The following is a 19,404-nucleotide window of genomic DNA, read 5'->3' as shown; positions in this document are numbered from 1 at the left end:
TAATTTTATCAAGCATGATACAATAAAAAAGGAGGTGAAGTTTATGAAAACGGGAAGTCAGATTCAAAGTCGTGTTAGTGAATATGCTAAGAAAGATATTTCACAAATGTATAAGGATTTTAATATAAGTGATGATGGGTATAATCAACAACAAGTTCGTTTTAATAGAGATATATACGGTCTGAATATTGATGATAAGAAAATAGAAACTACTTTATATAGATTTTTTAGATCTTTTAATAATCTTTTCAGTATGATTTTATTAGTTTTAATTTTAGTTTCTTTTTTTACTGATGTGATATTTACTTCTAACTATAGGCGTAACGCAACAACTTGTTTAATGCTAGTTATAATATTCTTAATTAGTGGATTTGTACGATTTATACAAGAAATGCGTTCAAAAAAAGCGGTTGATTCATTGATTGAACTTATTAATATAAATGTTCAGACACGCAGAAATGGAAAGTGGCAAGAAATTTCATCAAATGAATTAGTTGTGGGAGATAGAGTGAAATTTTATGCTGGAGATAGAATACCAGCAGATATACGACTTATAAAGTCTAATGAACTATTTATTTCTCAATCTATGTTAACTGGAGAGAGCATAGTAATTGAAAAAAATACTGACATAGTAGATAAAAAAGAAAGTATAAGTTTAAATGATTACAACAATATTGTTTTTTCAGGCTCTTTAGTTATTGGTGGAATTGGAGAAGGAATTGTACTAGCAGTAGGCAAAGAAACTGTTTATGGAGAAATTAGTAGAGATGTAAATATTCGCAAGAATGGATTTGACAAGGGGGCAAATTCGATAGCAGGTGTATTAATTAAATTTATTGCTATTTTAGTACCTTTTGTATTTATTTCATGTGGATTAGTTCAAGGTAACTGGCTATCAGCATTTTTATTTTCATTATCAGTAGCAGTAGGATTAACACCGGAGATGCTTCCTATGGTCATAAATGCCTGCCTTGCAAAGGGAAGTTCTGTTATGGGGAAAAAGGATACCATTGTAAAAAATATTAATGCAATGCAGGGCTTTGGAAGTATGGATGTTCTTTGTGTCGACAAAACAGGAACATTAACTGGAGATAAAATAGTTTTAGAATATTATATAGATATTTTGGGAAATGAAAACAAACAAGTATTAGAGTATGCTTATTTAAATAGTCTATATCATACAGGTGTTAAAAATCATTTAGATGATGCGATTTGCCATGTTGAAAGAATGCCGAATTTTAATTATTTAGAACTATTAAAGAAGTATAAGAAATTGGACGAGTTACCATTTGATTATAATAGAAAATATGTTAGCGTATTGTGTGAAAATAACATAAATGAAAAATCGAATTTAAATAATAAAAATTTATTGATTGTAAAAGGCGATGTTGAGACAGTATGCAAAAAATGTACATATGCTGAATATAGAGGTGAAGTTTATCCCATGGATATACAAAGTGTTCATCATATTATTGATGAAATGCAAGAAGATGGGATGAAGGTCATCGCTGTTGCTTATAAAAATATTAATAAAAAGTATATTATGCCAGATGATGAAAATGATTTAATACTACTTGGGTATTTAACATTTTTTGATGCTCCTAAAAAAAGTGCACAAGAAGCAATAGAACAATTAAAAAAATTGAATGTACCTATTAAGGTTTTAACAGGAGATAGCGAAAGGGTTGCTTTATCAGTTTGTAGACGACTAAACTTAGATACAGATAACGTAATCGTTGGAGAAAAACTATCTGAGTTAAAAGATGATGAGTTATCAATATTATGCGAAAAGACAACAATATTTGCACAATTATCTCCTAAGCAAAAGGCAAAAATAATTAAAATTTTACAAGAAAATGGGCATACAGTAGGATTTTTGGGAGATGGAATGAATGATTTACATGCCATATTGCAATCAGACGTTGGAATATCAGCAGAAGGGGCAACAGAGGCATTACAAGAAGCTGCAGATGTAATATTATTAAAAAAGGATTTAAATGTTTTAGAAGAAGGAATATTAGAAGGCCGTAAAGTTTTTGTAAATATGAGTAAGTATATTCGTATTACTGCATCTTCTAATTTTGGTAATATATTAGCTGTAGTTATTGCAAGTGTTTTACTTCCGTTTTTCCCAATGACTTCGATACAATTATTACTTTTAAATTTATTATATGATGTTTTATGTTTGATTCTTCCATGGGATAATGTTGATGAGGAATTATATTGCAAGCCAAGAGATTGGTCGGGCAAAACTTTAGGGCGATTTATGTTGTTTTTTGGACCAATTAGTACAATTTTTGATTTAACAACATTTGCATTTTTATTCTTATGGTTATGTCCAACAATAAGTGGAGGGACATTTACAAGTCTAAATCATGAGTCACAACAAACATTTATTACATTGTTCCAAACAGGGTGGTTTTTGGAATCAATGTGGTCTCAAGTTTTGATTTTATATTCATTGCGTTCAAAGAAAATACCATTTATACAAAGTAAACCAGCCAAACCAGTTATTTTAGTTACTATTATAGGAATTATTCTATTTACCATTATGACTATAATACCAATTGGACGTTTTGTAGGTCTTACAAAAATGCCTTTAAGCTATTTTGCATTTTTACTACTAGTTGTATTGCTTTATATATCATTAGTAAGTATTGCAAAATCATGGTATGTAAAAAAATATAAGGAATTAATATAAGGGGGGGAGTTTAAATGAAAAAGAAAATTGAATTTGCTAATTTAACTTCTTCTCTAGCTAGTTGGCTTTTAGAAAAATTAAAGGCTGCACCACTAGATGTAGGTAATATAGATGAATTTAAAGAAGGTATAGAAGGGTTATTAGATGGAAGTAATAATAGTTTAATGTTAGAGATAGACGATGATACTGTTTATGAAGAACATTGCTTTGATGTTATAGAGATTGGGGATCTTACAATAAGACCTAAAGAGAGAAGAGTTCTTTGTAATACTCAAGAAATTTCACTAACTCCTAAAGAATATGATATTTTATTATTTCTTGTAAAAAATAGAGGTGAAGTTCTAACAAAAGAGCAGATTTATCAAGCTGTGTGGGATAGTGAATACCTGCTAGATGACAGTAATATTATGGCTTTTATAAGGAAATTAAGAAAAAAGATAGAGCCAAATCCAGATGCACCAATATATATTTTGACGATTTGGGGAATAGGATATAAATTTAATGATGATTTATAAAACTGAATACATCGCAAGAAAAATGCAAGAATTTCGCAATGGAATTACTTGCATTTTTTTCTTATACTTTTAGTTGTAAATCAGAAAGGAGGGAGAATATAAATGGACCCTGATGGTAAGAGAAAAAACAATATAGCAACCCGGTGAAATATTAATATATCGGATTGCTTCTTAAAAAGGAGGTAATTACGATGAATAAAAAAATGATAAAAAACAATATAGCTACTAATAAAGTAACAGAAAATCAAATCGTAAAAAAAGAACAAGAAAGTCGCATTCATTTTGCGGCAACTCAACCAATAAAAACAGTATTAGACTCTTTAGAAACAACATTAATAGGATTAGATACTGAAAATGTATCAAAACACCGCCATAAATATGGAACAAATAAGATAACAAAAGAAAAGAAAAAATCTTTATTTTCTAGACTTGCAGATGCATTTGTAAATCCTTTTACAATAATTTTATTTTGTCTAGCACTTGTATCATGTGTAACAGATATGATACTACCTTATTTTTCGCTATTTGGAAGTAATCCAGATGAATTTAATTGTTTAACAGTAGTAATAATTGTGACAATGGTCGTTATCTCTGGAACACTTCGATTTGTACAAGAATCTAGAAGTGGTGATGCAGCAGAAAAGTTATTAGATATGATTACAACAACTTGTACAGTTACAAGAAAAGAGCAAAAACAAGAAATAAAACTTGAGGAAGTTGTAGTAGGGGATATAGTCTATTTATCAGCTGGTGATATGATACCTGCAGATGTACGTATTATAGAATCAAAAGATTTATTTGTGAGCCAAGCTAGTTTAACTGGGGAAAGTGAGCCTATTGAGAAATTAGGAAATATCCAAGAAAAAAATGAAAATATTACAGAATATAATAATATTGCTTTTATGGGAAGCAATGTTATTTCAGGAACTGCTACAGCTGTTGTGGTTTCTGTAGGAGATTCTACTTTGTTTGGATCAATGACAGTATCAGTTGCACAAGAAGCGGTAGAAACTAGTTTTACAAAAGGTGTAAATGCTGTTTCTTGGGTACTTATTCGCTTTATGTTGATTTTAGTTCCTGTTGTATTCTTTATAAATGGAATAACAAAAGGGAATTGGTTAAATGCATTTTTGTTTGCTATTTCTATAGCAGTTGGATTAACACCAGAGATGTTACCAATGATAGTGACAACATGCCTTGCAAAAGGGGCAGTGGCAATGAGTAAAAAACAAACTATAGTTAAAAATTTAAATTCTATTCAAAATTTTGGGGCTATAGATGTATTATGTACTGATAAAACAGGAACCTTAACACAAGACAAAGTAGTTTTAGAATATCATCTTAATATAAATGGAGATGAAGATATGCGTGTGCTTCGTCATGCTTATCTAAATAGTTATTTCCAAACAGGATATAAAAATTTAATGGATTTAGCTATTATTGAAAAAACTGAAGAAGCAGAAACTAAAAATAGGGAATTAATTAATCTTTCTAATCACTATAAAAAAGTAGATGAAATACCTTTTGATTTTAATCGCCGACGTTTATCTACTGTTGTAGAAGATATAAATGGTAAAACACAAATGGTTACGAAAGGCGCAATTGAAGAGATGCTATCAATTTGCTCATATGTTGAGTTTGATGGAAAAGTTCAAAACTTGACAGATTCACTATGTAAAAAAATTATAAAAACAGTTGATGATTTAAATGAGAAGGGATTTAGAGTTCTTGGAATTGCACAAAAAAGCAATCCATCACCAGTTGGAGCTTTTGGAGTAAAAGATGAATGTGAGATGGTATTATTAGGATATCTTGCATTCTTAGACCCACCAAAAGAATCTACGGCTGATGCAATACGTACGTTAAAAGAATATGGAATTGCAACAAAAATTTTAACTGGAGATAATGATAAAGTAACACGTACTGTATGTAAACAAGTAGGATTAGAAGTAAGAAATATGCTACTTGGTTCAGATATAAATCGCATGTCAGATGAAGAGTTAGCAAATATAGCAGAAACAACAGATGTATTTGCAAAATTAACGCCGGATCAAAAATCGAGAGTTGTAACTGTTCTTCGTCAAAATGGACATACAGTTGGTTTTATGGGAGATGGAATCAATGATGCAGCGGCAATGAAATGTGCAGATATAGGAATTTCTGTTGATACAGCAGTTGATGTAGCAAAAGAATCAGCAGACATTGTACTATTAGAAAAAGATTTGATGGTATTAGAAGAAGGAATCATTGAAGGTAGAAAGACATATGCAAATATGATTAAATACATTAAAATGACTGCATCATCTAACTTTGGAAATATGTTTTCTGTTTTAGCAGCATCAGCATTATTGCCATTTCTACCAATGATGAGTATACATCTTTTATGTTTAAATTTAATATATGATTTATCATGTACAGCTATTCCATGGGATAATGTAGACGAGGAATTTATTAAGGTTCCTAGAAAATGGGATGCGTCTTCAGTAGGTAAATTTATGATGTGGATGGGACCAGTAAGTTCAATATTTGACTTTACAACTTATATTTTTATGTACTTTGTATTTTGTCCAATATTTGTATCACATGGAGTATTATATAATGATTTAGCAAGTGTATATAGTGGAGCAGAGTTAATGCAAATGCAATTTAACTATATAGCTATGTTCCAAGCTGGTTGGTTTGTAGAATCAATGTGGAGTCAAACACTTGTTATTCATATGATTCGTACACCAAAGCTACCATTTATTGAAAGCAGTGCATCATTACCTGTGAGTTTATTAACCTTAACTGGAATTATAGTATTAACAGTTATACCATTTACACCACTTGGAACAATACTAGGCTTTGTTTCATTACCAGGCGCTTATTTTGCTTACCTAATACCATGTATAATAGCGTACATGTTATTGGCAACTAGTATAAAGAAAGCTTATGTGCGTCATTTTGGGGAATTGTTATAGAGGAGGTATGTTAAAATGAATTGGAATAATATGTGGAATACACTTTTTAATACAACAGAGTTATTTGGAATTAACATGGGCTTTTGGGTTTGCTTACTGATAATTATAATTATAGTAATATTGATGAATGTAGTATTTTGGAGTATGAAGCCTTTAAATGCTATTGAAAAATAAAATTATTTTTTTGAGAGTTCGGAAAATTTTCGGACTCTCTTTTTGTTTATTAAATGTGTTACTATTTAATAGTAGTCAGTTTTTTTGATATAATGGACATATTTTGTAAACTATAATAATATATATAGGTACGATTTATTAAAATACATACAACTTATTCAAATCATAAAAGTTTTATAGATAAATTACAACGGATTTATAATAAATATATTTTTTTAATAAAAGAAAATATGAGAGGAGATAACGATGAGTAAGTATATTATGGCACTGGATGCTGGGACAACTAGTAACAGGTGTATATTATTTAATAAAAAAGGTCAAATAATTAGTGTAGCACAAAAGGAATTCACTCAATATTTTCCGAAGCCAGGTTGGGTTGAGCATGATGCAAATGAAATATGGTCATCTCAACTTGGTGTTGCTGTAGAAGCTATGGCAAAAATCGATGCAACTGCAAATGATATAGCTGCTATAGGAATAACTAATCAAAGAGAGACGACAATAGTTTGGGATAAAAATACAGGTGAGCCAATATACAATGCAATAGTATGGCAATGTAGGAGAACTTCTCAATACTGTGATAAATTAAAAGAAAAAGGACTTACAGAGAAATTTAGAGAAAAGACAGGTCTTATAGTAGATGCTTATTTTTCTGGAACAAAATTAAAATGGATATTAGACAATGTAGAAGGTGCTAGAGAAAAGGCAGAAAACGGAGATTTATTATTTGGAACGGTGGAGACTTGGCTAATTTGGAAATTAACTAAAGGCAAAGTACATGTTACAGATTACTCAAATGCATCTAGAACTTTACTTTTTAATATTAAAGAATTAAAATGGGATGACGAAATTTTAGCTGAATTAAATATTCCAAAATGTATATTGCCAGAAGTAAAACAATCTAGTGAAATATATGGATATTGTGATCACTCATTCTTAGGAGGGGAAATCCCAATATCAGGGGCAGCAGGAGACCAACAAGCTGCTTTATTTGGACAAACTTGTTTTAATGCTGGTGAGGCTAAAAATACATTTGGAACAGGTTGCTTTATGCTTATGAATACAGGTGAGACACCAGTTTATTCAGAAAATGGTCTTGTTACAACTATAGCATGGGGACTTGATGGAAAGGTAAACTATGCACTAGAAGGTTCGATATTTGTAGCTGGAGCTGCTATACAATGGCTTAGAGATGAGCTTAGAATAATAGAATCAGCAGCAGATTCTGAACATATGGCAAATATGGTAGAGGATACTAATGGATGTTATGTAGTACCTGCATTTACAGGGCTTGGTGCACCACATTGGGATCAATATGCAAGAGGTGCAATAGTAGGTTTAACTCGTGGAGTAAACAAATATCACATAGTTCGTGCAACTTTAGAATCGCTAGCATTCCAAGTAAATGACGTTTTGGAAGCTATGAAAGTCGACTCAAAAATAGAATTAGAATCATTAAAAGTTGACGGAGGAGCAAGCCAAAATAACTTATTAATGCAGATGCAATCAGATATAATAAATGCTCCAGTAAAGCGTCCAAGATGTGTTGAAACTACAGCTATGGGAGCTGCATATCTAGCAGGATTAGCAGTAGGATATTGGAAAAGTAAAGAAGAAGTTATTAAAAACTGGGAGATAGATAAAGTATTTACTCCTCAAATATGTGAAGAAAATAGAACTAAAAAGATAAAGGGCTGGCACAAGGCAGTCGGATGTTCATATGGATGGGCAAAAGAAGACGAAATTTAAGTTTGATATAGATAAATATATAAGTTAAAAATAAGCCTTTATAAATATAAAGGTTGAAAAAGAGTATTGCTAAATATTAACGTATTTAAGATAAAGTTAATATTATAATAGTATAGTAGTTTATATAAAAAATATCCCTATGGAATAAATCCATAGGGTTTTTAAATGAAAGGATTAGTATTATGATATTGCCAAAAAGACTTAAAAAAGGTGATACAATAGGTGTCATCGCTCCTTCAGGGCATTTGCGTGAAGTCAATATTGATGATGTTGAAAAATCATTAATAGAAAGAGGATACAAAGTAAAAATGTATCAAAGTTGTTACTCTGTAGATAGAGGATATCTTTCAGGAAAAGACGATTTAAGAGCAAAGGACTTACAAGATGCATTTGAAGATAAAGATATAGATGCAGTATTTTGTATAAGAGGTGGATATGGGGCAGCGAGATTATTGGATTTAATAGATTTTGATATTATTAAAAACAATCCAAAAATATTTTTAGGATTATCTGATATAACTGCTCTTCATATAGCATTTAATCAAAAATGTGATTTAGTAACTTATCATGGACCAGTAGGTAGACGATTTGTGGATATGGATGAATATACGGAAGAGTCAGTATTTCAAAATTTATCTGCAGACTGCGAGATAAATTTTGAAAATCCAAAAGGCGAAGAAATAATAACTTTATATGATGGAAAATGTCAAGGTGAGATAGTTGGGGGAAATTTAAGCTTGATAAATACATCTCTAGGAACTGAATATGAAATAAATACTAAGGATAAAATATTGTTTATAGAAGAAACTAGCGAATATGTTTACAATGTAGATAAAATGATAAACCACTTACACATGGCAGGTAAATTTGAAGATTGTAAAGGTATTATATTTGGTGATTTTGATAATTGTAGAAAATTCAGAGATGAAGATTGGTCAGTTGAAGATATAGTAGATGAAATAGCAAAACTATATAAAAAACCAACAATTTATAATTTACAAAGTGGACATTGCCTTCCAGTTGGAACAATTCCAATGGGTGCTATGTGTTATTTAGACGCTACTAATAAAACAGTTAGATTTGATTATTCAAATTGTGAAGATAATAAATAATATAAATATCAACTAAGGAGAAAATATGGAAAAAATCACAACAGTATTATTCGATTTAGATGGAACATTAATCCCCTTCGATCAAAAGGAATTTATAGAATCTTATTTATACCTTATATCCAAAAAATTCGTTCCAATGGGATACGATAAAGATATGCTTATAAAAGCATTGTGGGATGGAACGGGAAATATGATCAAAAATGATGGGAAAGTAATGAATAGAGATATATTTAAATCTACTTTTACAGAGTTGATGGAAAAAGAATACGACGAAATGGAAGGGGATTTCATGGAGTTTTATGAAAAAGAATTTGACGATGTAAAAGAAACTCTACAAGAAGAAGTAGATAGAGCTGAATTTATAAAAACTATAAAAGACAAAGGGTTAAAAGTAGTTTTAGCGACAAATCCAATATTTCCAAAGGCGGCAATAAAAACAAGACTAAATTGGATAGGTCTTAGTGTAGATGATTTTGACTATATTACAACTTTTGAAAATAGTCACTATTGCAAGCCAAATTTAGAATACTATAAAGAAATTTTTAAAAATATAAATTCAAAACCTGAAGAGTCTATAATGGTTGGAAATAATGCATTAGAAGATATGATAGTTAGCAAATTGGGGGTTAGGACTTTCTTGATTACTGATAATCTTGAAAATCCTGAGAAAATAGATATAAATAAATTTGAAAATGGAAACTTTGATGATATAGCAGAAAAAGTTTTAAATATATTGTAGATAAACGCTCTAGCATTTATTTGATAAAATGAAATATAAAAATTTCTAATAAATTATTATATTTTCCACTTTAAAAAATATTATGCAAAAAATATTGACAAAAAATAAAAGTCTATATATAATAATAAATCATAAAGTTAAACAAAATTTAAAAAACAAATTCAACGAAAAAGAGAGTAACATAAATTAATTTTATAGAGAGTTCAGGATGGTGGAAGCTGAGCATTGAGATTTTTGTGAAAAGAGCTTTGGAGAAGACTGCAGGAAATTAGTATGGCAGTCGGTGTTCTCGCCTTAAGAGATTGAGTGGGTAAGTTTTTTCTTACCAATAAGAGTGGTAACGCGGTAATTTCGCCTCTTGGATTTTTTCCAAGGGGCTTTTTTAATAATCAAAAAGCGTCTACTTTGTTGTGAGAAAAAAGTTTACCAATAAGAGTGGTACCGCGATAATTCGCCTCTTAGTAGATTTACTAAGAGGCTTTTTTTGTTTCTTAGTAAAGCAAAATAATTATAAAAAAGTGAAAAATCAGAAAAAGGAGAAAAATGATGGAAGTATTACAATCACAAGAAAAAGAAGTTAAACAGAAAAAGAAATTTTCGATGCCAAATACATTAGTAATTATGGCAGTAGTTATTGCATTAGTAGCAGTTGCAACATATTTAATACCAGGAGGAGCATACGATAGAGTTCTTAATGATCAAGGTAGAGAAGTTGTTGTAAGTGGAACTTATAAAGCAATAGCAAGTCAACCACAAAGTTTATTCGATGTATTACAATCACCAATTGAAGGTATAGTTCAAGGTGGAGAAATTATAGCATTCTTATTTATCGTTGGTGGGGCATTTAGTATAGTTTCAAGAACTAAAGCTATAGATTTAGGTATTTTAAAAATAGTAAACGTATTCAAAGGAAAAGAAATTTTAGTTTTACCAATATTAATGTTTATGTTCTCAATCGGTGGAGCGACATTTGGAATGAGTGAAGAAGCAATAGCATTCGTAGCAGTTTTAATGCCATTAGTACTAGCATTAGGATATGATAGTATAGTTGCTGTAGCAATTACATACTTAGCTTGTAACCTTGGATTCTCAGCAGCAATGCTAAATCCATTTACAGTAGGTATAGCACAATCAATAGCAGGGATACAATTATATTCAGGAGTTGAATTCCGTACATTAGTTTGGTTTGTATCAACTCTTGTAGGATGTGGATTCGTTATGTTCTATGCTATGAAAATTAAGAAAAATCCAGAACTTAGTCCAATGTTCGAACATGATCAAGTTAAACGTGAAAAATTAAAAAGTACAGAATCAGAACATACTGAATTTACTTTAAGACATAAAATAATAATAGCTGCATTATTTACATCTATAGCATTAGTAGTATATGGAGTTTTAAAATTAGAATTTTGGATACCACAAATAGCAGCAGTTTTCCTAGGATTAGGTATTATAAGTGGTTTAGTTGGTAAATTAGCACCAAACGAAATAGCAGAAGCATTCACAGATGGAGCAAAAGATATGATAGGAGCAGCTATCATGATAGGTCTTGCAAAATCAGTAATGATAATAGCTCAAAATGCAAATATAATAGATACAATATTATTTAACTTAGCTAATGTTGTTGGTCAATTACCATCATTAATAGCATCATATATAATGTTTGTAATCCAAATGTTCATAAACTTCTTCGTAAGTTCAGGTTCAGGACAAGCAGCACTTACTATGCCAATACTTGCACCACTTGGTGACTTAGTTGGAATATCTCGTCAATTAAGTGTTTTAATATATCAATTAGGAGATGGATTCTCAAATGCAATGTTCCCAACATCAGGTGTATTAATAGCTTGCTTAGGTATGGCAGGAGTTCCTTATGGAAAATGGTTAAAATGGATATTACCACTTCAAGCAATATTATTTATGACAGCAATAGCATTTATAACAATAGCATCTTTAATAGGATGGGCTTAAGATATATTTAAGGGGGATTAATATGAAAGATATTTTATTACAAGAAGGACAAAAATTACACGCTAAAATGTGTGAAATAAATGATTATATATACGCAAATCCTGAATTAGGGAATGAAGAATTTAAATCATCATCAAAATTGATAGCATTTTTAGAAGAACACAACTTCACTGTTGAAAAAGGTCTTTTAGGAATAGAAACATCATTTAGAGCTATATATGATAGTAAAAAGCCAGGAGCAACTATAGGTTATTTATGCGAATATGATGCTCTTCCTGAAATAGGACATGGTTGTGGTCATAATATGATAGGTGTTATGTCGTCAGCTGCAGGTATAGCTTTAAGTAAAGTTATAGATGAAATTGGAGGAAAAATCATAGTATATGGTACTCCAGCAGAAGAAACAAACGGAGCAAAAGTTGTATTTGCAGAAGAAGGTATATTTGATGAACTTGATGTTGCAATGCTTGTTCATCCAAGTGATGTAAATATGAAAAGTGGAACAACACAAGCACTTTATCCATTAGAATTTAGATACAAAGGAAAAACTGCACATGCTGCAAGTTGTCCACAAAATGGTGTAAATGCGCTTAATAGTGTAATACAATTATTCAACGGTATTGATGCACTTCGTCAACATGTAACTCCAGATGTTAGAATGCACGGAATAATAGTAAAAGGTGGAGTTGCAGCAAATATAGTTCCAGATGAAGCAGTTGCTCAATTCTATTTTAGAGCAGCAACTAAAGAAACTTTAGACGATATTCTTACTAAAGTTAAAAATATAGCTCAAGGTGCAGCACTTATGACAGGTGCAACTTTAGAAATGGAAAGATATGAGTTCCCTAATGATAATTTAGTAACTCATGAAAACTTATCTGAAGCATTTAATCAAAATTTAAGAGAGCTTGGAATAACTGAGATAGCACCTCCAAAATCATCTGGTTCAAGTGACATAGGTAACATAAGTCATAAAGTACCTACAATCCACCCATATATACAAGTATCAGCTTGTCCAGCACCAGGTCACACTGTGGAATTAGCACAGGCGACAGTTTCTGAATTAGGACATGAGAGACTACTTACTGGGGCAATGGCACTTGCTTATACAGGATATGATGTTTTACTTGGAAAAGTTGATTTATCAAGATAGTAATATAGATATTTACAGATTTGGTTTTATATAGAGCCGTGGCAATTATGCCACGGTTTTTTTGCGTTATTTAAAAGATTGAGCATATTTAAGTATCAAATAATAAGTTATAGATTAATCAGGTATCAAAGTTACAATGTATAAGTAATTTATTTCCAGTATAAAAAATTCATATTTTACAACTTTGAAACAAGTTATTATCAGAATGTATACCCCTATAGATTATTATAATTACACAAGATAATTTAACACCAAGGAGAGATTGAGATGAGAAGATTTAATTTAAAAAAAATAGCAATAGTTTTAGGTATTAGTGGAGTTGTAATATGGGGTGGAAGTGTAACATTCGCAAAAATGATAGAAAAACACAATATAAAAGTTAACCAAGCCATTGCACAACAAAAAAAAGAACAAGAAGAGGCAGAAGCAAAGAAACCAATAATAGGGGTTAATGAAGAGGGTAAAAAATACACTTATGATGCAAAAAAAGTACAAGAAAAATTAAATAATCATGATTACACAAATGATGGCAAAAAGGTAGTATTTTTAACTTTTGATGATGGGACATCAAAGACAAATACACCAGAAGTATTAAGAATTTTAAAAGAAAATAATATAAAAGCAACATTCTTTTTAACAGGATCTAATATAGAAAATGGGGGAGAAACTGCTAAAGATTTAGTAAGACAAGAATTTAATAGTGGACATGCAATAGCAAATCACTCTTATAGCCATGATTTTAAATTATTATACCCAGGTCGCAATTTAGATATGGAAGCTTTCAAAGCAGATTATGAAAAAAACGATAAATTATTAAAATCTATATTAGGTGAAAACTTTACTACACATGTAATGAGATGCCCAGGTGGATATATGTCATGGAAAAACATGGACCCATTAAAAGATTATTTAAATGAAAATAAAATAGCATCTATAGATTGGAATGCTCTAAATGCTGATGCTGAAGGTCCAAAGAAAAACGCACAACAATTAGTTGATTTTGCTATAAAAACTGCTCAAGGAAAAGAAATGGTAGTACTATTAATGCACGACACATACGGAAAAGAAGAAACAGTTAAAGCTTTACCATCTATAATAAAATATTTCAAAGATAATGGATATGAATTCAGAACTTTAGTATAATATATAATAATTAAAATTAAAGAATAACTGGTGATAAAATGAAGTTTTGGAAAAAGATATTTCTATACTCCTTAATATTGTTCCTGTTGCTATTTAACGGTGGAGGAATAATATTAATAGAGAAAATTCATAGTGAAAATCTGAACAATGCAATAAAATCTTTAATGTATAAATCTTTAAATGTAGAATCAGTTATGTATTTAAATTCAGATTACCTTATGAATATAGATGTAGATAGTGAGTCTAACATAAAAAACTGGATGGATATAATCATCAATGGATATTCACTTAATAATGTAGAACAATACAACACAGAGCTATATTCTATGGGAAATAAGGAAATATCATCTGATTTAAAAAACAAAGTATCGGGGGATAGGCAAGAAATTTTACAAGCTAAAAAAGGCCAAAAATATTTTATTATAAGAACTATAAATAATAAAAAGTATGCATTTGTAAGTTCAATTGTAAACTTAGAAAATAGAAATTTTAAATTAATTATATCTAAAAATATACAGCAGGTTTACGAAGAAAGGCTTAATAACTACAAATTTTTTATAATTATTGATTTTATAATACTTACTATACTTTCTATAGGTATGTATATAATATCTAAAAAATTGACTAAGCCTTTGGGAACTTTAAGCGATATATCTAAAGATATAGCAAAAGGTAAATATGATATAAGGGTAGTAGAAAGCAAAAAAAATGATGAGATAGGAGTATTAGAGCATAATTTTAATCTTATGATAGACGTTATTGAACACAATATAGATGAATTAAAATATTTAAATGAATCAAAACAAAGATTTATAGACAGTTTAAATCATGAAATAAAAACACCGATTACATCAATTATAGGCTATTCAGAACTTTTATTAAAAGGTAATGTAAGTGAAGAAATAAAAATAAAAGCTTACAAATATATAAATTCTGAAGCTAAACGACTTGAAACTTTAAACTCTACCTTATTAAAATTAACTTTAATAAGAGAAAGGAAAAAAAGTTTTGGAAAAGTAAATCTTAGAGAAACGCTAAATAGTGTGGAAAATATACTAAGATATAAGCTTGAGAAAAAAGATATACACTTAAATATAAAAATAGAAGATGTATATATATTGGCAGACAAAGAACTACTAGAAGTTTTACTTACTAATTTTATAGATAACAGTATAAAAGCTAGCAATGTATCTTCTACTATAAACATAAGTGGAAATTATAAAAATAATAAATATATATTAAAGATTATTGATTATGGAATAGGAATACCAAAAGAAGATTTGGACAAAATACTAGAGCCATTTTATATGGTTGATAAAGCTAGAACAAGAAAGAACAACGGGATAGGATTAGGCCTTTCTATATGTAATGAAATTTGTTGCATGCACAATATTTTACTTAATATAGAAAGTGAGTTAGACATTGGAACAACAGTGATTTTAGAATTTGATAAGGAGAATTATTTTAATGAAATCTAAAATAATAATTCTGGCATTAGTAGTTATTTTAATTGGCTTATTTTCAATGTTTAATATAACAAATTCTTATCCATTTAAAGAAAATGTACTATACAACCAAGATGATATAAGTGGCTATAATGAAACGCAAACTGAAAGTAGTAATTTAGTAAATAGAAATGAAGCTATAAAAATAGCCAAGTACTATATAGGTAATATCCTGGGAAATGATCTGAGTGAAGAAGATAATAAAATGTATGTCAACTTATATAAAAATGATAGACAAGCTGAATCGTACTACTGGAATATAAGCTGGTCTAGTCCAAATTTATCATGTGGTATAGAAATAAACACTATAAATAAACAGATAAATAATATATATGTTAGCAGAGATTTTAATCAAGGAGATAATAAACTAAATACTACATTACTAAATCAATATGAAGTTTTAGATATTGTAGAAAATTTTGTAGAAGCATTGGGATTTGATTTAAATATTTATAAATTAGATACAAATAATATGAATTATAATATTGACGGAAATCAAATTTGTACTTTTGTCAATAAAAATAATCCAGAAGATAGATTTGAAATAGATATTTCAATTACAGGAAAATTTATCACTAGGTATGTCAGAAATCCATAAAAAGGAGACTTTTTAATGAAAATATTAGTAGTGGAAGATGAAGCACCTATTAGAGATTTAATATCAATAAACTTACAACTAGTTGGCTATGAAGTGTTTTCAGCTGAAGATGGTATCATAGCACAAGAATTTTTAGAAAAACAAAAGGTAGATTTAATTTTATTAGATGTTATGATACCGGGGATAGATGGATTCTCGTTGATTGAAAAAATAAAAAAACATGGTATACCAGTTATATTTGTGACTGCAAAAGAATCAGTATTAGATAGGGTAAAGGGCTTAAGACTAGGAGCCGATGACTACATTATAAAACCATTTGAAACAATAGAGTTATTAGCTAGAATAGAAGTAGTCTTAAGAAGATACAATAAAAATAATAATTATATAAAGTTTAAAAATATAGAAGTAGATACAAAACAAAGAAGTGTTAAATTAAATGATAAAGAAGTGTATCTTACAGTAAAAGAATACGAATTATTAATTTTACTATTGCAAAATAAAAATATGGCTTTATCTAGAGATCAGATATTAGATAGAGTTTGGGGATTTGAATATGGTGGAGAGACACGAACTGTAGATATCCATATTCAACGCATCAGAGAAAAACTCGACTTGAAAAATAATATAAAGACTGTATTTAAAGTAGGTTATAGATTGGAAGAATAATAAAAACTCCTTTATGGCATAAATTGCTATAAAGGAGTTTTTATTATGGGGAAATTATATCATAAGAACTAACAAATAGTTATATATTTTAATATGAGGGGGAGTTTTTATGAAGTGTAAAAAATGTGGGAGTGACGTACCTAGTGATAGTAAATTCTGTAGTGCTTGTGGTGATAACCTACAAAACCAGAATGTAAGTGACTCTGAAACCACTCAAGAAAAAGATACTTTAAATAAACAAAATGAAAATGATTACAATCAAAGCCCCAAAGAAGTTAATAATATAAATGAACAACCTAAAAATAAAAATATATTTAAAATTGTTATAAGTGTTTGTTTAGTAGTAATAACTATAGTAGTTATAATAAGTGCAATTGGTGTTAATTCGGGTATGAGTGAAGAAATTTCAACTGTAAAAAATGGACATTTTTTTGATTATCCTGAAGAAGATGGTTATACAACGATAGGAACTGCATTTGAAAATTATTTCGATAATACTAAGTGGTACTATTTTGTATCAGATGATGGATTTGATGTTGTGGAGTTTGAAGGGACATTTTCATATTATGATAAAGACACAAGTTGCTGTTTACAATTTAAACTATATGATGATAATCACTTTGAGGCATATGCATTAGAATTTAATGGAGTTCCGCAAAGTAAGTTTATGAAAAATACACTTATTGATGAGGTTATGGAAGATGCTCGATATATATATGATTATTAAAAAGTAAGGTGATATTATGAGCGATAATCAAGAAAATAATAACAACGAAAATAATAACAACCAAAATAATAATAATCAGAAGAGTAATGTAGCTGGGATAGTTACAGTTTTAGTAGTACTTTTTGTAATTATAGCTATATTCATATTCTTATTTGCAAAATTAATTAATTTTGTAGAAAGTATTATTTTTTCAGATGACTTTAAGGATATGGCGAATAATGCAGTACAACAAATAGAACAAAAAACTTATGATTCACAACTCGAATCTCTAACAGAAGAGTTGGTCGGAGTATTAGAAGATGAGGACACATATGTGCAATATGATATTTATAATGGTGCTATAACTATAGATATATTTAGGCAGGACTTGACTGTGCCAGAAGAGGAACTAGATGCAACTAGATTTGGAATAGAGCTATTTGGTGAAGTTCCAGATACATTATTTAATGAAGTTATAGCTTGGTATCATAGCAGAGGAGAATATCCTTATGTTGTGATTAATATGTGTGATTCACAAGGGCATATATTGTATAAAGTTGAGGGAGATACACAAGTAGAAGTAAACTATTAAAAACTTATATTAAAGATATAAATTAGGTAAATTAAGATAAAAAATCAGATAGATATCTATCTGATTTTTTGTTTAAGTTATAATTAAAATTTGGTCAACGCTCAAAGCGTTTATTAAGGAAAGCAACTGTTATAGGTAGTATTATTACCATATGAAATAAAAATATACATATTTATTTTTATTTTGATAAAACATATAAAGCTAGTTTATGAATAAGTATTTATGCAGATTTGAAATGTTTATAGTATAATGATAACAAAATAATGATTATAAAATTTTAAAATAGATTAAAAATAAGGAGAATAAAATGAATATACTTATATCAAATGATGATGGAATAAATGCAGAAGGAATAAAAATCTTAGCAGAAGAAATATCAAAAATAGCAAATACATACGTAGTTGCACCGGATAGTCCGAGAAGTGCAAGTGGACACGCAATAACTCTTCACAAACCTATTTTAATAAATGATGAATTTATAGCAGAAAATGTTGAATCTTATTCAACATCAGGAACACCAGCGGATTGTGTAAAAGTAGGAATTGAATCGATATTAAGAGATATAGAGATAGATTTAGTTTTAAGTGGGATAAATAATGGACCTAATTTAGGAACTGATGTTATATATTCTGGAACTGTTGCTGCAGCGATTGAAGGTCTTATTGAAGGAAAGCCATCTATTGCGCTTTCTTGTGATTCATCAAGAGTTACAACTGAAGAATATAGAGAAGCAGCACAATATACAGCAAAATTAGTTAAAAAACTAGAAGGAAATTTAGATAAATTAAGTGGGAATATATTAAATGTTAATTTCCCAAAAGGAGACAAAAAAGGAGTAAGAATAACTAAGTTAGGTAAACGTATATACAATAATGTAATGGACGATAGAGAAAGTATAAGAGGTCAAAGATATGTATGGATGGGTGGAGATTTAGCGAGTGTAGAACAAGACAAAGATAGTGATATATTTGCAGTTGAAAATGGATATATATCAATAACTCCAGTCCATATAAATATGACAGAGACAAACAGAATAAATGAGCTTAAAGCGTTGGGAATAGAACAATAATATTTAAAATATAATAAAAATATAATTTATAAAATTATACTATAATCATAA

The 19,404-nt window shown here is 29.3% G+C and carries 16 protein-coding genes and 1 other annotated feature; all 16 genes read left to right on the top strand.

Annotated elements, in window-relative coordinates; translation table 11 throughout:
• Positions 1-43 precede the first annotated feature (43 nt).
• Positions 44-2,701 (top strand): magnesium-translocating P-type ATPase, encoded by a 2,658-nt coding sequence (mgtA, locus tag RDX53_RS06690; protein WP_195930719.1) that lies wholly within the window; start codon positions 44-46, stop codon positions 2,699-2,701.
• Between the two features lie 14 nt (positions 2,702-2,715).
• Positions 2,716-3,216 carry a winged helix-turn-helix domain-containing protein gene (locus tag RDX53_RS14115; RefSeq protein ID WP_195930720.1) on the top strand — a complete coding sequence of 167 codons (501 nt, stop codon included), beginning with the start codon at positions 2,716-2,718 and terminating at the stop codon, positions 3,214-3,216.
• A 191-nt stretch (positions 3,217-3,407) separates the two neighbouring features.
• Entirely contained in the window at positions 3,408-6,176 is a 2,769-nt protein-coding gene (gene mgtA, locus RDX53_RS06680) for a magnesium-translocating P-type ATPase (RefSeq protein ID WP_195930721.1), read from the top strand.
• A gap of 15 nt (positions 6,177-6,191) precedes the next feature.
• Positions 6,192-6,350, top strand: coding sequence for a hypothetical protein (locus RDX53_RS06675; RefSeq protein WP_195930722.1), 159 nt, complete (start codon positions 6,192-6,194; stop codon positions 6,348-6,350).
• Between the two features lie 246 nt (positions 6,351-6,596).
• Positions 6,597-8,099, top strand: a complete 1,503-nt coding sequence (glpK, locus tag RDX53_RS06670; protein ID WP_195930723.1) for a glycerol kinase GlpK — start codon at positions 6,597-6,599, stop codon at positions 8,097-8,099.
• 182 nt (positions 8,100-8,281) lie between these two features.
• On the top strand, positions 8,282-9,211 hold the full coding sequence (locus tag RDX53_RS06665) for an LD-carboxypeptidase (protein WP_307993883.1): 930 nt from the start codon (positions 8,282-8,284) through the stop codon (positions 9,209-9,211).
• A 25-nt stretch (positions 9,212-9,236) separates the two neighbouring features.
• Positions 9,237-9,950, top strand: coding sequence for an HAD family hydrolase (locus tag RDX53_RS06660; RefSeq protein ID WP_295575365.1), 714 nt, complete (start codon positions 9,237-9,239; stop codon positions 9,948-9,950).
• Between the two features lie 155 nt (positions 9,951-10,105).
• Positions 10,106-10,312: a binding site (T-box leader), on the top strand.
• Positions 10,313-10,496: 184 nt separating this feature from the next.
• Complete coding sequence (locus RDX53_RS06655; RefSeq protein WP_307993882.1) at positions 10,497-11,921, top strand: Na+/H+ antiporter NhaC family protein; 1,425 nt, start codon at positions 10,497-10,499, stop codon at positions 11,919-11,921.
• Positions 11,922-11,943: 22 nt separating this feature from the next.
• A complete protein-coding gene (locus RDX53_RS06650; RefSeq protein ID WP_195931294.1) occupies positions 11,944-13,074 on the top strand; it encodes a M20 family metallopeptidase in 1,131 nt (376 codons plus the stop codon).
• A gap of 267 nt (positions 13,075-13,341) precedes the next feature.
• Complete coding sequence (locus RDX53_RS06645; RefSeq protein ID WP_295735015.1) at positions 13,342-14,217, top strand: polysaccharide deacetylase family protein; 876 nt, start codon at positions 13,342-13,344, stop codon at positions 14,215-14,217.
• Between the two features lie 86 nt (positions 14,218-14,303).
• Positions 14,304-15,695 carry a cell wall metabolism sensor histidine kinase WalK gene (locus RDX53_RS06640; protein ID WP_295575370.1) on the top strand — a complete coding sequence of 464 codons (1,392 nt, stop codon included), beginning with the start codon at positions 14,304-14,306 and terminating at the stop codon, positions 15,693-15,695.
• Positions 15,685-16,320: a hypothetical protein gene (locus tag RDX53_RS06635; protein ID WP_195931297.1), complete on the top strand. Its 636-nt coding sequence runs from the start codon at positions 15,685-15,687 to the stop codon at positions 16,318-16,320. Before RDX53_RS06640 ends, RDX53_RS06635 begins: the two co-directional genes overlap by 11 nt.
• Positions 16,321-16,335: 15 nt before the next feature.
• Entirely contained in the window at positions 16,336-16,986 is a 651-nt protein-coding gene (locus RDX53_RS06630; RefSeq protein ID WP_195931298.1) for a response regulator transcription factor, read from the top strand.
• 109 nt (positions 16,987-17,095) lie between these two features.
• The gene (locus RDX53_RS06625; protein WP_195931299.1) at positions 17,096-17,713 is read left to right on the top strand and encodes a zinc ribbon domain-containing protein; all 618 of its coding nucleotides are present in this window, start codon (positions 17,096-17,098) and stop codon (positions 17,711-17,713) included.
• 16 nt (positions 17,714-17,729) lie between these two features.
• Positions 17,730-18,284, top strand: coding sequence for a hypothetical protein (locus RDX53_RS06620; RefSeq protein WP_195931300.1), 555 nt, complete (start codon positions 17,730-17,732; stop codon positions 18,282-18,284).
• Positions 18,285-18,591: 307 nt separating this feature from the next.
• A complete protein-coding gene (gene surE, locus RDX53_RS06615) occupies positions 18,592-19,353 on the top strand; it encodes a 5'/3'-nucleotidase SurE (protein ID WP_195931301.1) in 762 nt (253 codons plus the stop codon).
• Positions 19,354-19,404 lie beyond the last annotated feature (51 nt).

The sequence above is a fragment of the uncultured Intestinibacter sp. genome, from assembly GCF_902468165.1.
Classification (GTDB): domain Bacteria; phylum Bacillota; class Clostridia; order Peptostreptococcales; family Peptostreptococcaceae; genus Intestinibacter.
The sequence above is the reverse complement of the archived record's forward strand: the minus strand, read 5'-3'. Positions and strand labels throughout refer to the sequence as shown.

Bases quoted from the DNA above. Each gene is read 5' to 3' on its own strand.
- mgtA (WP_195930719.1), top strand. From the start codon at position 44: ATGAAAACGGGAAGTCAGATTCAAAGTCGTGTTAGTGAATATGCTAAG.
- RDX53_RS14115 (WP_195930720.1), top strand. From the start codon at position 2,716: ATGAAAAAGAAAATTGAATTTGCTAATTTAACTTCTTCTCTAGCTAGT.
- mgtA (WP_195930721.1), top strand. From the start codon at position 3,408: ATGAATAAAAAAATGATAAAAAACAATATAGCTACTAATAAAGTAACA.
- RDX53_RS06675 (WP_195930722.1), top strand. From the start codon at position 6,192: ATGAATTGGAATAATATGTGGAATACACTTTTTAATACAACAGAGTTA.
- glpK (WP_195930723.1), top strand. From the start codon at position 6,597: ATGAGTAAGTATATTATGGCACTGGATGCTGGGACAACTAGTAACAGG.
- RDX53_RS06665 (WP_307993883.1), top strand. From the start codon at position 8,282: ATGATATTGCCAAAAAGACTTAAAAAAGGTGATACAATAGGTGTCATC.
- RDX53_RS06660 (WP_295575365.1), top strand. From the start codon at position 9,237: ATGGAAAAAATCACAACAGTATTATTCGATTTAGATGGAACATTAATC.
- RDX53_RS06655 (WP_307993882.1), top strand. From the start codon at position 10,497: ATGGAAGTATTACAATCACAAGAAAAAGAAGTTAAACAGAAAAAGAAA.
- RDX53_RS06650 (WP_195931294.1), top strand. From the start codon at position 11,944: ATGAAAGATATTTTATTACAAGAAGGACAAAAATTACACGCTAAAATG.
- RDX53_RS06645 (WP_295735015.1), top strand. From the start codon at position 13,342: ATGAGAAGATTTAATTTAAAAAAAATAGCAATAGTTTTAGGTATTAGT.
- RDX53_RS06635 (WP_195931297.1), top strand. From the start codon at position 15,685: ATGAAATCTAAAATAATAATTCTGGCATTAGTAGTTATTTTAATTGGC.
- RDX53_RS06630 (WP_195931298.1), top strand. From the start codon at position 16,336: ATGAAAATATTAGTAGTGGAAGATGAAGCACCTATTAGAGATTTAATA.
- RDX53_RS06625 (WP_195931299.1), top strand. From the start codon at position 17,096: ATGAAGTGTAAAAAATGTGGGAGTGACGTACCTAGTGATAGTAAATTC.
- RDX53_RS06620 (WP_195931300.1), top strand. From the start codon at position 17,730: ATGAGCGATAATCAAGAAAATAATAACAACGAAAATAATAACAACCAA.
- surE (WP_195931301.1), top strand. From the start codon at position 18,592: ATGAATATACTTATATCAAATGATGATGGAATAAATGCAGAAGGAATA.